At 27.7% G+C, this 14,178-nt stretch carries 13 protein-coding genes; 11 read left to right on the top strand and 2 right to left on the bottom strand.

What is annotated here, in order from left to right:
- The first annotated feature begins 2 nt into the window (after positions 1–2).
- From flhF to Bmayo_RS01315, 7 genes are read left to right on the top strand one after another with little or no spacing between them, the layout of a single operon-like run.
- A complete protein-coding gene (gene flhF, locus Bmayo_RS01345) occupies positions 3–1,169 on the top strand; it encodes a flagellar biosynthesis GTPase FlhF (protein ID WP_075551974.1) in 1,167 nt (388 codons plus the stop codon).
- 11 nt (positions 1,170–1,180) lie between these two features.
- Positions 1,181–2,068: a MinD/ParA family protein gene (locus Bmayo_RS01340; protein ID WP_002556868.1), complete on the top strand. Its 888-nt coding sequence runs from the start codon at positions 1,181–1,183 to the stop codon at positions 2,066–2,068.
- Positions 2,069–2,074: 6 nt separating this feature from the next.
- Positions 2,075–2,554, top strand: coding sequence for a hypothetical protein (locus Bmayo_RS01335; protein ID WP_075551973.1), 480 nt, complete (start codon positions 2,075–2,077; stop codon positions 2,552–2,554).
- Positions 2,555–2,556: 2 nt separating this feature from the next.
- The gene (locus Bmayo_RS01330) at positions 2,557–4,461 is read left to right on the top strand and encodes a FapA family protein (RefSeq protein ID WP_075551972.1); all 1,905 of its coding nucleotides are present in this window, start codon (positions 2,557–2,559) and stop codon (positions 4,459–4,461) included.
- 26 nt (positions 4,462–4,487) lie between these two features.
- Entirely contained in the window at positions 4,488–4,790 is a 303-nt protein-coding gene (locus Bmayo_RS01325; RefSeq protein WP_075551971.1) for a hypothetical protein, read from the top strand.
- Between the two features lie 19 nt (positions 4,791–4,809).
- Positions 4,810–5,331, top strand: a complete 522-nt coding sequence (locus Bmayo_RS01320; RefSeq protein WP_075551970.1) for a hypothetical protein — start codon at positions 4,810–4,812, stop codon at positions 5,329–5,331.
- Entirely contained in the window at positions 5,309–6,778 is a 1,470-nt protein-coding gene (locus Bmayo_RS01315; protein WP_075551969.1) for an Hsp70 family protein, read from the top strand. Before Bmayo_RS01320 ends, Bmayo_RS01315 begins: the two co-directional genes overlap by 23 nt.
- 25 nt (positions 6,779–6,803) lie before the next feature.
- On the opposite strand, the gene lepB is transcribed toward Bmayo_RS01315, so the two are convergent.
- On the bottom strand, positions 6,804–7,310 hold the full coding sequence (gene lepB / locus Bmayo_RS01310; RefSeq protein WP_075551968.1) for a signal peptidase I: 507 nt from the start codon (positions 7,308–7,310) through the stop codon (positions 6,804–6,806).
- A 61-nt stretch (positions 7,311–7,371) separates the two neighbouring features.
- Here lepB and Bmayo_RS01305 point away from each other — a divergent pair, with 61 nt between their 5' ends.
- Positions 7,372–8,625, top strand: a complete 1,254-nt coding sequence (locus Bmayo_RS01305; protein WP_075551967.1) for a M23 family metallopeptidase — start codon at positions 7,372–7,374, stop codon at positions 8,623–8,625.
- A gap of 6 nt (positions 8,626–8,631) precedes the next feature.
- Here the strand turns inward: Bmayo_RS01305 and Bmayo_RS01300 are convergent, their stop codons facing one another.
- Entirely contained in the window at positions 8,632–10,014 is a 1,383-nt protein-coding gene (locus Bmayo_RS01300; RefSeq protein WP_075551966.1) for a tetratricopeptide repeat protein, read from the bottom strand.
- A gap of 206 nt (positions 10,015–10,220) precedes the next feature.
- On the opposite strand from Bmayo_RS01300, the gene Bmayo_RS01295 reads away from it, so the two are divergent.
- The 3 genes from Bmayo_RS01295 to Bmayo_RS01285 are packed head-to-tail and all read left to right on the top strand — an operon-like array spanning position 10,221 to position 14,177.
- On the top strand, positions 10,221–11,228 hold the full coding sequence (locus tag Bmayo_RS01295) for a hypothetical protein (protein ID WP_075551965.1): 1,008 nt from the start codon (positions 10,221–10,223) through the stop codon (positions 11,226–11,228).
- On the top strand, positions 11,221–13,368 hold the full coding sequence (locus Bmayo_RS01290; RefSeq protein ID WP_075552491.1) for a flagellar assembly lytic transglycosylase: 2,148 nt from the start codon (positions 11,221–11,223) through the stop codon (positions 13,366–13,368). Before Bmayo_RS01295 ends, Bmayo_RS01290 begins: the two co-directional genes overlap by 8 nt.
- Before the next feature lie 14 nt (positions 13,369–13,382).
- Positions 13,383–14,177: an undecaprenyl-diphosphate phosphatase gene (locus Bmayo_RS01285; protein WP_075551964.1), complete on the top strand. Its 795-nt coding sequence runs from the start codon at positions 13,383–13,385 to the stop codon at positions 14,175–14,177.
- Position 14,178 lies beyond the last annotated feature (1 nt).

Genomic DNA, 14,178 nt, shown 5'->3' with positions numbered 1-14,178 from the left:
ATATGGTTCAATATTTTACAGAAAAAGGTCCAACTTATAATGAAGTCATAGAAATAATTAAGAAAAAATATGGTAAGAATGCTAGGGTTATGACTTATAAAACCGTTCCTCATGGAGGGATTTTAGGTTTGTTTAGCAAAGATTGGGTTGAAGTTTCAGGTTATGTTAGATATGACATTGGTAATCAACAGATTAATGTTGAAGATGAAAAGCGAAAGATTCTTCAAAGCATTAAAAGAGAAGAAAATTCTTCAATTGAAGATGTGCTTAAAGAAGTTAAGTCTCTTAAAACAGAACTTGCTCATAAAAAAGAAAATATTAATCATCCAACAATTACAAAAATTGAAGACATTTTAAGAGAAAATGATTTTTCTGAAAGCTATATTAAAGACATTAATGAGTTTATTAAGAGAGAATTTAGTTTGTCAGATCTTGATGATTATGAGAGGGTTAGAGAGGAAGTTGTTTTATATATTGCAAAGACAATTAAATGTTCAGGATCTATTATTGATGATCTTAAGAAAAGGGTTTTTATTTTAGTTGGTCCAACAGGCGTTGGAAAGACAACTACAATTGCAAAACTTGCAGCAATTTACGGTATTAATGGAGAATCTAAGAATTTAAATATTAAAATTATTACTATTGATAATTATCGTATTGGAGCTAAAAAACAAATTCAAACTTATGGTGATATTATGGGCATTCCGGTTAGAGCAATTGAGTCTTTTAAAGATTTAAAAGATGAAATTACTGATTCAAAGGATTTTGATCTTATACTTGTTGATACAATTGGAAAAAGTCCTAAAGATTTCATGAAGCTTGCTGAGATGAAAGAACTTCTTAATGCTTGTGGAAGGGATGCCGAATTTCATTTGGCTGTGAGTTCTACCACGAAAACATCAGATGTCAAAGAAATATTTCACCAATTTTCTCCTTTTAATTATAAAACCGTGATTTTTACCAAAGTGGATGAAACCACTTGTGTTGGAAATTTGATAAGTTTGATTTATGAAATGAAAAAAGTAGTTTCTTATGTTACGGATGGGCAAATTGTTCCTCATAATATCAGTGTTGCAGAACCACTTACTTTTATTAGAAGAATAAATGGCTACAGAATAAGCGATGATTCAGAGTTTATTAAGAAGATAAAAAGTAAATCTTATTATTAAGGAAAGTTATAATGGAAGATCAAGCTCAAAGTTTAAGAGATATGATGAGATTAAATGGTAAATTTAATTTTTCAGTTGATGAGAAAGTTCAAAACAGTAAAACAAGATTTATTGCTGTTAGTAGTGGCAAAGGCGGTGTTGGTAAAAGCAATATTGCAATTGGGCTTGCTCTTAAATATTCTGAGCTTGGCAAAAAAGTATTAATACTTGATGCTGACATTGGAATGGCCAATGTCAATATTTTGCTTGGAGTTATTCCCAAGTATAGTATATATCATATGATTGCTCAAAGTCGTGATATCAGAGAAGTAATAACAAAAACAGAGTACAATATTGATCTTTTAGCCGGTGCTTCTGGTACAATGGAGCTTTTAGATCTCTCTGATGTTGATGTTAATAAATTTATAAAAGAATTATTAAAAATATACGAATATGATATAGTTGTGATAGATACTAGTGCTGGAATTTCAAGGCAAGTTATTTCGTTTTTGCTTTCTAGTGATGATGTTGTTATTGTTACTACTCCAGAGCCTACTTCGATTACCGATGCTTATGGAATAATAAAGGTTTTGTCTTATAAGATGGAGAATTTAAAAAATTTAAGACTTATTGTTAATAGAGTAGCTAATGTTAGTGAGGCTAAGGGAGTTGCTAAAAAGGTTATAGATATTTCGGGGCAATTTTTAAATTTAAATATTGATTATTTGGGTCATATTTATGAGGATCAAAACATTAGAAGCTCTGTTTTTAAGCAAAAGCCTTTTGTTTTGGTAAATCCAAATAGCAAGGCTAGCTATTGTCTTGATTCTATTGTTGCCACCCTTGAGGAGGTTTCTCTAGATAACAGAAAAAGAAGAGGGGTTATAGGTTTTATATTAAGATTTTTTGGTGTGGAATAAGACATTATGTTTGTAAGTAGGGAATTAAAGTATATTTTATTAGCTAGTGTGTCAGCACTGTTTATTTCAGCACTTTTGGGCTTGTTTTGTGGTTTATCATTTTTTACAATCTTAATGAGATCTTTTTTGCAGTTTGTATTTTTTTTTGTTATTGGTCTTTTAATTGAGTTTATCTATAAGAAATATTTATCGAATCTTTTTTTAGCAGAATTGTCTGGCAATATGGAAAATAAGCTTCAAGATGATAAGAAGGGTGATAAAGATTTTAACGAGAATCTTGATTTTCAAAATAAAAATTCTTTTTATGAGAGCTCTCAAAATAATGATGGTATTGTTGATTTTATAGAAGAGGTCAAAAAGTATAAATTTGAGACTGAAGACATGAGTAGGAGAAATGACAAAAATAAAAAAATGTCATTTATTGAGGACAATGATCCAAAAGTTGTTGCAGATGCTATTAAAACTTTAATGAGCAAGAAGGAATAAGTATGAATGACAGGGCCATAAATTTTTCTGAACTTTGTGATAAGATGCGATCTTATTTGGAAAGAGAAAGTCATATTGATTTGATGGAAATAGAAGCAGATACTCTTGAAGAAGCCTTAAATGATGCTTCTTTAGAGCTTTCTGTGCCTTATAAAGAATTAGACTATGAGATTTTGTTAAAAGGTAGTAATGGTATATTAGGATATGGGAAGAGAAAATGGAAAATAGTTGCCTATAGGAATTCTTCTAGCAAGCCTAAAGTGTCTCTTGATTCAAAAAATGATTCAGGAGAAAAAGAGGTAATTTCATCAGATGGTGAATTTTTTATCAGGAAATCTTCAAAGGGTGTATTTCTAAAGGTTGTCTCACCAAAAGGACAAGGAATTCCTATTAAGTATCAAGATGTTATTTCCAAATTAGAATTACATAGTAATATTGAAAATTTCAATAAAGACATTGTAAAGGGCATAGTTGAGAATGCTAGTGGATATTATGAAAAAATTGCTGATTTTGAATCTGATCCTTCTGAAAACGTTACAATGATGGTTCAAATATCAGAAAATTCAATGTCAGTTACCATTGAATTTACCGCGCCCGGAATTAATGGGGCTGAAATTTTTGCACAAGATGTTTTCAATATTCTTAGAAAATATGGAGTAATAGATATTGCAATACTTAAGGATAAAGTAGCAAGATTTGTGGATTATCCTGTTTATGGTGAGCCTATTGAACTTGCAAAAGGGTTAGAGCCAGTAAGGGGCAAGGATTCTTATATTGATTTTATTGTTGATGAAAATAATAGGCTTGGTGAGTATGAGGTTTCAAGCATAGGATTTAGAAATGTTGTTGAAGGTGAGGAGTTGGCTAGAATTATTCCTTTTGGCAAAGGTGTAGATGGCTATACTGTTTTTGGTAAAGTGTTAAAATCAGAGAGTGGACAGGATATTAATTTTGTTTTGGGTGAAAATACCTTTAGAGATGGTTATAAAATTCGCTCAAAATGTAATGGATATATGTTTGTTTCAGATGGTGTAATATCTGTTCATAATATTTATTTGGTCAAAGGTGATGTTGGCCCTGCTACTGGTGATATAGTAAATAATGGAATGGTTCTTGTACAAGGCAATGTTTTAGATGGATACAATATTATGGCCAAAAGTGGAATAGAAGTGAAAGGATTAGTGGGTCGGTGTAATTTAAAAACGGATGGGTCTATTATTTTTCATAGCGGTGTGAATGGTAAAGGTGATTCTAAAATTTATGCTCGGGGTAATGTTAGGGCTAAGTTTTTAGAAAATGTTACTTTAAATTGTGGTGGTGAAGTTGAAGTTTTAAGAGGCATTGTGAATTCTTCAGTTTCTTCTAAGAAGAGAGTTCTTTGTATCGGTAAAAAATCAAAAATAGTTGGTTCTAATGTTTATGCCAAAGAAGAGGTTAGGGCTTATTCTATAGGCTCTGATAGAAGTTGTGAAACTTGCATTGATGTTGGCTATGATCCTGAAATTAAAGATTTACTAAATAGGTTTACTGGCCATCTTGAAAAGATTGAAAAGCGATTAGAAGTTTTAACTAAAGATGTTGTTGCTTTAAAAAAGAATATTGTGCTTATTACAGATAAGTCAGAAAAATCCCTAAAGATTGATAGTTACAATGAATTTGTTAATGAGAGTAAAATTCTTAGAATGGAAATAAAAATGATAGAGGCTAAGCGAATTGATTTGCAAAATGAGCTTGAAAATACTAAGATAGAGGGTAAAGTTTCTGTTGAAAATATAGCTTGTTCAGGTGTTAAGCTTTATATTAAGAATGCTTTTTATGAGCTTTCAAAAGATTACAACAATGTTACTTTTGTAGAGGATGATAATTATATTAAAGTTATGACCTATATTCCTTTTAAGTCTAGTTGAATGATCTTTAATATAAGGATTTGTATATGGATACATTTGAAGTTTTTAAAATGTCCGTTGTTGGATCTTTTAAAGCTAGACAATTTTTAAGTGAAAGTGAAAAGCGCAAAAGATTAAAAATTAATCAAAATGCTAGATTTAGATTTTTAAGAGATTGTCATACTGATTCTGAGGTTAGCAATGTATGTGCAATTAGTAAAGTTGAGGATAATTATTTGCTTTCGTTTCCAGTTAAAAAAAATAAAAATGAAGAGAAGGTAATGCTTGGTTTATATTCTGATAAATTTGAAGATCCTAAAATTGGTAAAAATGTTAATATTAAGAGATAAAATGTTTTAGGGCTTTTATATGTTTATTGTTTTTTATCTTATTTTAATTATATTTATTTTTATATATTTTCATGTGTATATTAATTTGAAAATAAAATCTAATAGCATACTTAAAAAGTTTAAAAGTGAGGTAGATAAGACAATTATTGAAATTAATCAAGCTACGGATAGGAATATAAATATTATTGAAATAAAAATTGAAAGTTTAAATAGAATCATTAAAGAGGTTGACGAGAGAATTGAAATTCTTGACCAGAGGTTATTAGGGTTTAACAACACTTCTATTCCTGGGAATAGTTCTTCTAGTTTTGGATCGAAAAGTGACGGAATTTATAAAAGCAATCTGGATTATTCTATGCCTACTATTGAAAAAAATATAATAAAAGAAAGTTATAACGTTCGCAATCAGATTATTTTACTTCATGAACAAGGTATGTCTTTTGAGGCTATTGCTAAAAAGTTTAAGTTAGATCTAGGTGAGGTTGAGTTAATTATTTCAATACATAGGGGAGGTATTCATGAAAAAATGGATAGGTATTGATCTTGGAACCACAAATACTGTAGCATCGTATTTTGATGTTAGCTCTAAGATAATATTAAATGAAAGGGGTGAGCGAATGACCCCTTCTATTGTTTCTTTCTCCGATAAGGATGTTCTTGTTGGGAGTGCTGCTAAAAATCAAATATTAGTTAATCCTCAAAAAACATTTTATGATTTTAAGACCAACATAGGTTCTGATAATTTTTATAAAGTAGATGGTGAATTTTATAGAGCAGAAAATATTTCAGCACATTTGCTATCTAATGTTAAAAAGAACGCTGAAAAATTTTTAGATGAAGAGATTGAAAATGCTGTAATAACAGTTCCTGCATATTTTTCCGAGATTCAAAGAAGAGGCGTTGTTGAGGCTGCAAACATTGCTGGTTTGAATTGTAAGGCCATACTTAATGAACCAACCGCAGCTGCTATTGCTTATGCCTTTGAAAGACAGATTGATGGAATTTTTCTTATTTATGATCTTGGGGGCGGAACTTTTGATGTAACTCTTATGGAAAAACAAGGTGACACCTATACCGTTCTTTCGGTTAAAGGGCAAAGTCGACTTGGAGGTAATGACTTTAATAAAATAATTGAAAAGCATGTTTTAGATAGTTTCAAAAATAAATACCCCGATTTTAATCTAGAAGATATTTTTCTTATAGAACAGTTAAGAGAACGAATTGAAGAGGGTAAAAAAAATTTATCCGTTATGGAAGAGGTTGACATTACTTTGCTTTTCCTTGATGGCAAGCATTTAAATTATAATCTTAAAAGGGATGAATTTAATTTAATGATAAGTGAATATGTTAACAAAACTGTTCAGTTGTCTATGGAATGTATTGCCGATTCTGGAGCTGATATTGATAGTGTTTCAAAAATCATACTTTCTGGTGGTTCAACAAGGATTCCCTTGATTAAAAAAGTTTTAAAGGAAACCTTTCCCTCTGTTTCAATTTTAGATGCTTTAAATCAAGATGAAGTTGTAGCTATTGGCGCAGGTATTCATGCTTGTAGTCTTTCTAGAAATGACTCTGTTATCAAGTTTAAGGATGTAACTCCTTATTCTCTTGGACTTGAAATAAGGGATAATGAATTTTTTACTTTAATAGAGAGAAATGCTGCTTTACCAATTTCTAGGAGTAAACTATTTACAACTACCAATGATTATCAAGATGAAATTGAGATTCACATACTCCAAGGTGAATATAAAAAAGCCTCTTTGAATTATTCTATAGGTAGGTTTTCCTTTGGCAATATTCAAAAAGCTTTAAAAGGGATTCCTAAAATAGAGGTGCTTTTTACTTTAAATGAAAGTGGTATTTTGAGTGTTAATGCTAAGGATTTAGAGACTAATTCTTCTAATTTTATTGAAATAAAGATTACAAGTTCATCTGACAATGTAGTAAAAGAAAGTCTTTCAAGCACTTTTACAAGTATTATTGATTAAATGTTTGAAGAAATAAATATATTTTTTAAAAGTAATAAATTATTTTTCCCAATATGTTGTCAATTTTTATAAATCCGTAATCTCTTGAGTCTAATGAAGTCTGTTTGTTCTCTCCTATGACTAAATAGTGGTCATTAGGAATTTTTTTAGCATTTTTTTTTAAAATATTTTCATCTATTTTAAAGTTTAAGTCATTTATGCATATTTTATTTTTTTCTATTTGTTTAAATTTCTCTCCCGGAATTGCAAAAATTTTTTTAATGGCAATTTTGTTTGTTATAGGATCTTTAATAAGCACCATTTCATTTTTTTGGGGGGTTTTCCATAATAAAAGGTATTTTTGGCGATTTTTAAGTCTAAGTCCATATGCAAATTTGTGATTTACAATCCAATTTTTTTCCAATATTGTTGGGGTCATTGATTCGCCTTTTACTATGTAAAATGATAAGAATAACTTTATTAAGGTTATTAAAAATAAGCAGGCGGCTAAAATTGACATTAGTTCATATTTGCGAGCTTTAAATATTCTCATAACTTTTAAAAGATGCTTTCATTCAAATGCAATTTTCTATTGTATAATGAAATAGCATGTTATGATTATACCAAAAAAAAAGCAAAGGGTAGAAAAACGTAAAAAAAATTTTTTATTTAATAGTAAAAAGAATGTTAATTTTGAATTAAAAGATTTTGCCAATATTTCTAATATTGGCAAAAGAAGAAAAAAAGTTTTCAACTTTAAGAACTTCTTTAAAAAAAAAATCAATTTTTTAAAAAAAGTTTCTTTATTTTTCTATAAGTTTAAAATACAAAATATTAATCATTATGAATATAAATATTATTATAGGAGCTTGAGAGAAAAAGTTTTTGATATCTTTAGTGTAAAATTCGATTATAAGCTTGTTTTTAAGCTTAATGCAATAATCTTTATTTTTATATTAACATTTTATATTAACATTTTTTCTTATTACAATTCGTATGTTTTTTTAAATAGGCTTGCTTTGCCCAAAGATTATTTTATTGATACATTTTTATATTATAGCGACCAAGATATAGCGCAAATTAGTAGTTATTTACCTGAATTCAATGTTTCTACAAATGTTCCTGGATTTAAAAAAAATTTTGTATTAAAGGTATTTGATCATAAAATTAAGCCTGGAGAAACGCTCTCACATGTTGCAGCTAGATATCAAATAACCAGTGAAACTTTAATTTCTTTTAATGAAATTAAAGATGTAAGAAGTATTAAGCCAAATTCAATTATTAAAGTTCCCAATATGAAAGGAATTGTTTATGTTGTTAAAAAAAATGACTCTATTTCATCTATAGCTAGTGCTTATAATGTCCCCAAGGTTGATATTTTAGATTCTAATAACCTTGATAATGAAGTTTTATTTTTGGGGCAAAAATTGTTTATTCCTGGAGGAAGATTGCCCAAAGATTTTTTAAAAGAGGTTTTAGGAGAGACTTTTATTTATCCTGTGCAGGGTATTATTACTTCAGGATATGGTTATCGACCGGATCCGTTTACAGGAGTTATTAGTTTTCACAATGGAATAGATATTGCAAATTTAGCTAATACCCCTATTAAAGCCTCAAGAGAAGGTATTGTTGTAACTGTGGGATTTAATGCGGGGGGGTATGGAAAATATATTGTTATTTCTCACAGCAACGGATTTCAAACTTTATATGCGCATTTGAATTCTTTTGCTGTCAAGGTTGGGAAAAAAGTTTCAAGGGGAGCGGTAATAGGTTATATGGGAAGTACTGGCTATAGTACGGGCAATCATTTGCATTTTACCATTTTTAAGAATGGCAAAACTGAAAATCCTATGAAATATTTAAGATAATGTTTTTCATGTGTATTTGGATATGTTAATTTTTTTAAGTATTTGAGTTAGCTTTTTGCCTTCTATTAGATCAATAAGCCTTCCTTCAATCATTTGTTTAGCCTTTAAAGAGAATTTTGATGGAGCAATACAGAGTCCTTTTATTTTATTTTCTTTTATTTTTGAAATGAAATCTTTTAAGAATAATTCACCAAAAGTATCTTGTTCAGTTCTTACAAAGCGTACTATTAAATTTTCTTCCCACTGATTGTTAGCTAAGTGGAAGTTTATATCAATAAATTGTGATGTTATTTCATTTATTTTAGAATCTCTTATTTGAAATTTATTTAAATATAGTTTTAAAATAATTTCATTTGCTATTTTTTCAAAATTTTCTTTTGAGCTGCGCAAATATATTCTTAGGGCTATGTTTTCGTTTAACCTTTTACTGAATTCTAATTTTTCTTTAATATTTTTGTAATTTGGATCAATCTCTTCAACTTTGGTAAAAGCTTCTGTAGCTTTTTGATAATTTTCAACAGAGATTTGGAGTTCTCCAAGATTATAAAATAATTCAAGGAAAATTTTTTTAGGTAAATCAGGTTTTACTTTTATTATTTCTTTAATATTTTGTTCTAATTTTTCTAATTCTTTATTTTTTGAATGAATCTCAGTTGTAATCAACAAAGCCTCATAAATCATTCCGTCTTTTTGTTTTATTTTGTTAGCAATCTCTAGTGCTAGATTGTCTTGATTCATTTTTGACAAAGACTTAGCATATGCCAAAAGAGCTTCAATGTCGCCTTGTATGTATTTTTTTATATTATTAAATATTCCAGCAGCTTTTCTATAGCTTTCTAGATTAAATAAAGTTATTCCCAGGTGTTTTAGGACATCTTTATTATTTTTATTAAACTTGTAGACTTTTTTAAGATAGTATAAAGCTTCTTTGTACATTTCGTTTTTTAAGAATGCTATACCAAGATAATAATTTGCATCCTCATCTGTTTTTTTTATCAGATAAGCTTTTTTTAAAAATTCTAAGGCTTCCCTGTTAAAATTTCTTTTAAGATTATAAAATCCATAGCTTAAAAAAGCTTTAAATGTGTTTATTTCTTGGCTTATTGGGTTGTCTTCTATTAATTGACATAGTTTTTTTGCATATTTTATACCATTTTCATGGTCTTTATTTTTATAGTAGTAATTATTTAAAATTTCAAGGGCGCCTGTTTCATTTGGATTTGTTTTTAATATAGAAATTGCTCTTTCGATTAATTTTCGTGTTCTCTCGTCATCTTTTTTGATTTTCCCTCTATTTTTGTCTATTGTAAGTTTTAGTGCTATTTTAAAAAATAAAAATACTAAAATAAATACTATCAACGAAGAGATTACTATAAATAGTGACAACACTCGTATTGCTCCTAAATTTAAAATATCCCATTAATTTACATCATCATAGTTACTTTTAATAAAAGTTATTTACTTGAAATAAAAGTAATTTGTAAGTTGAATATCATATTATTTATATTATATTATAGTTATAATAATAATGATAACTATAATTGTTATATAAGTTTGGTTTTAATAAAATTAACAAAGCAAAGAGGTTATAATTTTTGAAAGGGTTTTTGGCGATAAAATTATCTAACAATGAGTATTATTCAGTTTTAAATTTAGATGATAATTCTGTTAAGAAAATAATATTGGGCAAAGTTGCGGGTGATACCAGCATTAAGTTGAATTTTTATTTTAGTGAATATGAAGATTTTTCGGTTCCTTTTTTAGTTGGTTCTTTTTTCTTGGATAATTTAAAAAAGGAAAGTGTGAGCGTCAATGTTTATTTTAAAGTTGTAGATGAAATACTTTATGTTTATAGTGAATCTGATGGGATTCAAGATAAATCGAAGTTTGATTTAAGTCTTATAGATTATAATCAAAATTTTAAAGGATCTAATAGGGATAACCTTTTAAATGATTTTAAAAGTGGCATTGGTAATGATTTATCTGTTGAAAATTTGGGTTCTGAATTTGATTTAAATTTTGAAAAAAAAGATGATTTTGTCAAAAAAGATGTTTCTGATATAAGTTTGCCTACTATTAATTCTTTAGATCTAAAAACCGAAGAAGATCAAAAAATTGAGACAAATAATTCAGATTTTGAAAGTTTCGATGATAATGATGATAGCTATGTTGATTCTAAAGAGCTTAATTTAGAAAATAAAAAAATTGAGTATATTGATGAAGAGTCTTTAAATCTTAATAATTTTGATCTTCAAAAATTAGAAGAATCTTCTTTAGAAGAAGATTTGCGTGATTTAAGCGTTGAAGACATTATTGCAGATATTGACAAAGATTTAATAGATACTTCAGATGAAGATGTTGAATTAGATCTTAGGGAAGATTTTGAGAATGATGTGGTGAAAAACAATTTTAAATTAAATTCAAGTGAAGGAGTGGTTCATTCTCCTATGCTGTATTTAAGTCTTATTTCTCTTTTTCTTTTGATATTTTTTTCTTTGTTTTTAGTTTTTTCAAAAATTTTAAAGCCTAGAGATTTTGTTTCATATTACTTTGAATATGGTAAAAAGAGAATTGAGAGATTTGAAAAAGATCAATATGTTTAATAGAAGTTCTTGTGTATTACAAAATTTTCTTTTTTTATTTTTAAGTTTAGTTTCTTGCTTTGCAAAAAAAGAAAATTCAGGTAGTGATTTTATTAGGGCGCATTCAAAAGAGTTTGATTTAAATAATTTGAATTGGTTATGGAATTTTGATTATTCAAAAAAAAATTTTGATAAGCATTTTAATATAGATCCAAGTTCTTATATATATGTTGCTTATTTGTTTAAAAAAATAGGATTTGAAGAGAAATTTGTAGAGTATATGAAAAAGGCCATAGCTAATGGGGATAGTATTGCATCCCAGTTTGCTGGAATTAAGCTTATTGAATATTTTAACTCAATAAAAGAATATTTTGCATCTGAATTGATTGGAGAGAGGCTTTATAAAAAATACGAAAATAATAAATTTATTATACTAGGTTACTTTAAAAGTCTTTATTGGCAAAAGAAAAACGATAAGGCACTTAGTCTTTTAAATAAGCTTGATAAGATGAAATTTCCTGATTATCAGGAAAATGAAAATATTTTGTTAAAAGCAGCTCTTTATCTTAATCTTTCTAATGTAAGTGAGTCAAAAATTTATTTTAATAAGCTTTTTGAGAATTTACCTGCAAATTATTTACATGTAAGAGCTTATGATTACTTTATTATTGAAAATAAGTCTAAGTACTTTGGTGCAAATTTTTTAAATCTTGTTAGATTTAAGTATGAAGTGGCAAATGGTAATTTTAATAGTGCAATAAATATATTAAATAAAAATGGTTTAAATGACTATTATGACAACAATATTGTATTAAGCGATGCTTATAAGGCTTTTATTAGTTCTGGTAAAGTCTCAAATGCTTTAACATTTTTTAGTAAAATAAGGAGCAAATATAAGAATTATTATTTAGGTATTCTAAATCTTAGGGAAAAAAATAATTTAGGGCTTCTTCTTTTAAAAGAATATCTTGAAGGTTTAAATCTTAATAATGAGATTAACAGGCTTGCTTTGCTTAATACGGCTTTTAGTAATTTAATTTTTACTAAGAGCGCAAGAGATTATTTTGCCGAAAGTGTAGCCAAGTTTTATACTAAGGGCGATAAAAAAAATTCTACTTTTATTAAGATTTTAGAAGATTATATTTTAGAATCAATTCAGCTTGAAGACTATGACAATCTTTATAAGCTTTATTCTAATGCTCAAAAAGTTATTTCTAATTCTATTTTATCTAAACTTGCTTTTATTAATGCAAGGCTTATATATCATAAATTAATTAAACCTAATGTAAGCGGAGAATATAAGAGTCTTTTGCATTCTTCTGTTAATTATGATAAATGGTCTTATTCTTCGTTTATGAGCAGGTACTTATTAGATCAAAATATTGATGAATTTTTTACAGGTGGGTCTGATTTTAAATATGAGCAATCTGATTATGAGATTTTTTTGGAAGGGTTTTTAAAATTTAATCTTTGTAATTATGTTAGAGGGTTTATTTCTGAGGATTTTAGGAATGGATATAAATTTTCACTCGATTTTTATCGAAAAGTATACGACGAACTTTTAAAGAGTGAAAATTACTATGATGCAACTCTTGTGATTAATTATCTTGTAAATCAAGATGAATCTGCTTTAATGGAGAATGATTATAAAAGGCTTTACCCTTATTTGTATGGATCTTTAGTGGAATATTGGGCCAAAAGGCGTGGACTTGAAACCAGTGTTGTATTTTCTTTAATAAAAGCGGAGAGTAGCTTTGAGAAAAATGCTGTCTCAAAACCTGGCGCTGTTGGCCTTATGCAGATTATGCCATCAACAGCAAATGATATTTCTAAAGAACTTAAGTATTTTAATTATGATTTAAAGATTCCAAAAGATAATATAATAATTGGGACATATTATTTGAAAAAAAGAATATCTACAACTGGCAGTCTTTATAAGGCCCTTGCATCTTACAATGGGGGTATTGGTAATGTTAGAAAGTGGGAAAAAAGTTATGGACATTTATCAAAAGAGCTTTTTATCGAGGCAATTCCTTTTAGTCAGACTAGAAATTATATTAAAAAAATATTAGTTTATTCGGTATTTTATGATGCCTTGTATGAAAAGAAGGGAATAGATTCGGTAATAGTTAAAATTATGGGCGAATTTCCCAAAAATTAGTATTGGAGCATTTAATGACAAATATTTTAAGTGCAATTATTTTGGGTATTGTTCAGGGCATTACAGAATTTTTGCCAATATCTAGTTCGGGTCATTTATTACTTTTTAGGCATTTTATGAATTTAAAGCTTTCAATAATATTTGATATTTATTTACACCTTGCAACAGTTTTGGTGATTATTATTTACTATCGTAAAAGGATTTTAGAACTTTTTTTAACTTTTATTAGATTTACTTTAAGAAAATCTAATAAATCCGATTTAACAAATTTAAAATTAATGTTGCTAATATTAATAATAACTATTGTTACCGGAATTGTTGGGACTTTTATTTCAAAGTACGAGAGAATGTTTACATTGTCTTTTGTTTTAATTAATTTTATTATAACAGGGATTTTAATCTTGATGTTAGAATTTAATTTTTTAAAAATTGATTTTAAAGGCAATATTTTGTTAGTAGGAATTTTTATGGGACTGATGCAAGGTTTAGGTGCGCTTCCAGGAATCTCTCGTTCGGGAGTTACGATCTTTTCTGCGTCAGTTATGGGATTTAATAGAAAAAGTGCATTTGAAATTTCATTTTTATCTTTAATTCCAATAGTTTTTGGAGCGATTTTATTAAAACATAAAGAATTTTATGATATTTTTATGGTTTTAAATTTTTTTGAAATAAACTTAGGAGCATTGGTTGCTTTTGTTGTTGGTATTTTCTCAATAAATTTCTTTTTTAAAATGCTTAATAACAAAAAGTTGTATTATTTTTCGATATATTTATTTACACTTTCAATTATAGTTTGTTATTTTTTTTAGA

Source organism: Borreliella mayonii (genome assembly GCF_001945665.1).
In the GTDB taxonomy this organism is placed as follows: domain Bacteria; phylum Spirochaetota; class Spirochaetia; order Borreliales; family Borreliaceae; genus Borreliella; species Borreliella mayonii.
This window is presented reverse-complemented; position numbering and strand designations above follow the sequence as displayed.

Excerpts from the sequence above, each read along its gene's own strand:
- flhF (WP_075551974.1), top strand. The coding sequence starts at position 3 with ATGGTTCAATATTTTACAGAAAAAGGTCCAACTTATAATGAAGTCATA.
- Bmayo_RS01340 (WP_002556868.1), top strand. The coding sequence starts at position 1,181 with ATGGAAGATCAAGCTCAAAGTTTAAGAGATATGATGAGATTAAATGGT.
- Bmayo_RS01335 (WP_075551973.1), top strand. The coding sequence starts at position 2,075 with ATGTTTGTAAGTAGGGAATTAAAGTATATTTTATTAGCTAGTGTGTCA.
- Bmayo_RS01330 (WP_075551972.1), top strand. The coding sequence starts at position 2,557 with ATGAATGACAGGGCCATAAATTTTTCTGAACTTTGTGATAAGATGCGA.
- Bmayo_RS01325 (WP_075551971.1), top strand. The coding sequence starts at position 4,488 with ATGGATACATTTGAAGTTTTTAAAATGTCCGTTGTTGGATCTTTTAAA.
- Bmayo_RS01320 (WP_075551970.1), top strand. The coding sequence starts at position 4,810 with ATGTTTATTGTTTTTTATCTTATTTTAATTATATTTATTTTTATATAT.
- Bmayo_RS01315 (WP_075551969.1), top strand. The coding sequence starts at position 5,309 with ATGAAAAAATGGATAGGTATTGATCTTGGAACCACAAATACTGTAGCA.
- lepB (WP_075551968.1), bottom strand. The coding sequence starts at position 7,310 with ATGAGAATATTTAAAGCTCGCAAATATGAACTAATGTCAATTTTAGCC.
- Bmayo_RS01305 (WP_075551967.1), top strand. The coding sequence starts at position 7,372 with ATGATTATACCAAAAAAAAAGCAAAGGGTAGAAAAACGTAAAAAAAAT.
- Bmayo_RS01290 (WP_075552491.1), top strand. The coding sequence starts at position 11,221 with ATGTTTAATAGAAGTTCTTGTGTATTACAAAATTTTCTTTTTTTATTT.
- Bmayo_RS01285 (WP_075551964.1), top strand. The coding sequence starts at position 13,383 with ATGACAAATATTTTAAGTGCAATTATTTTGGGTATTGTTCAGGGCATT.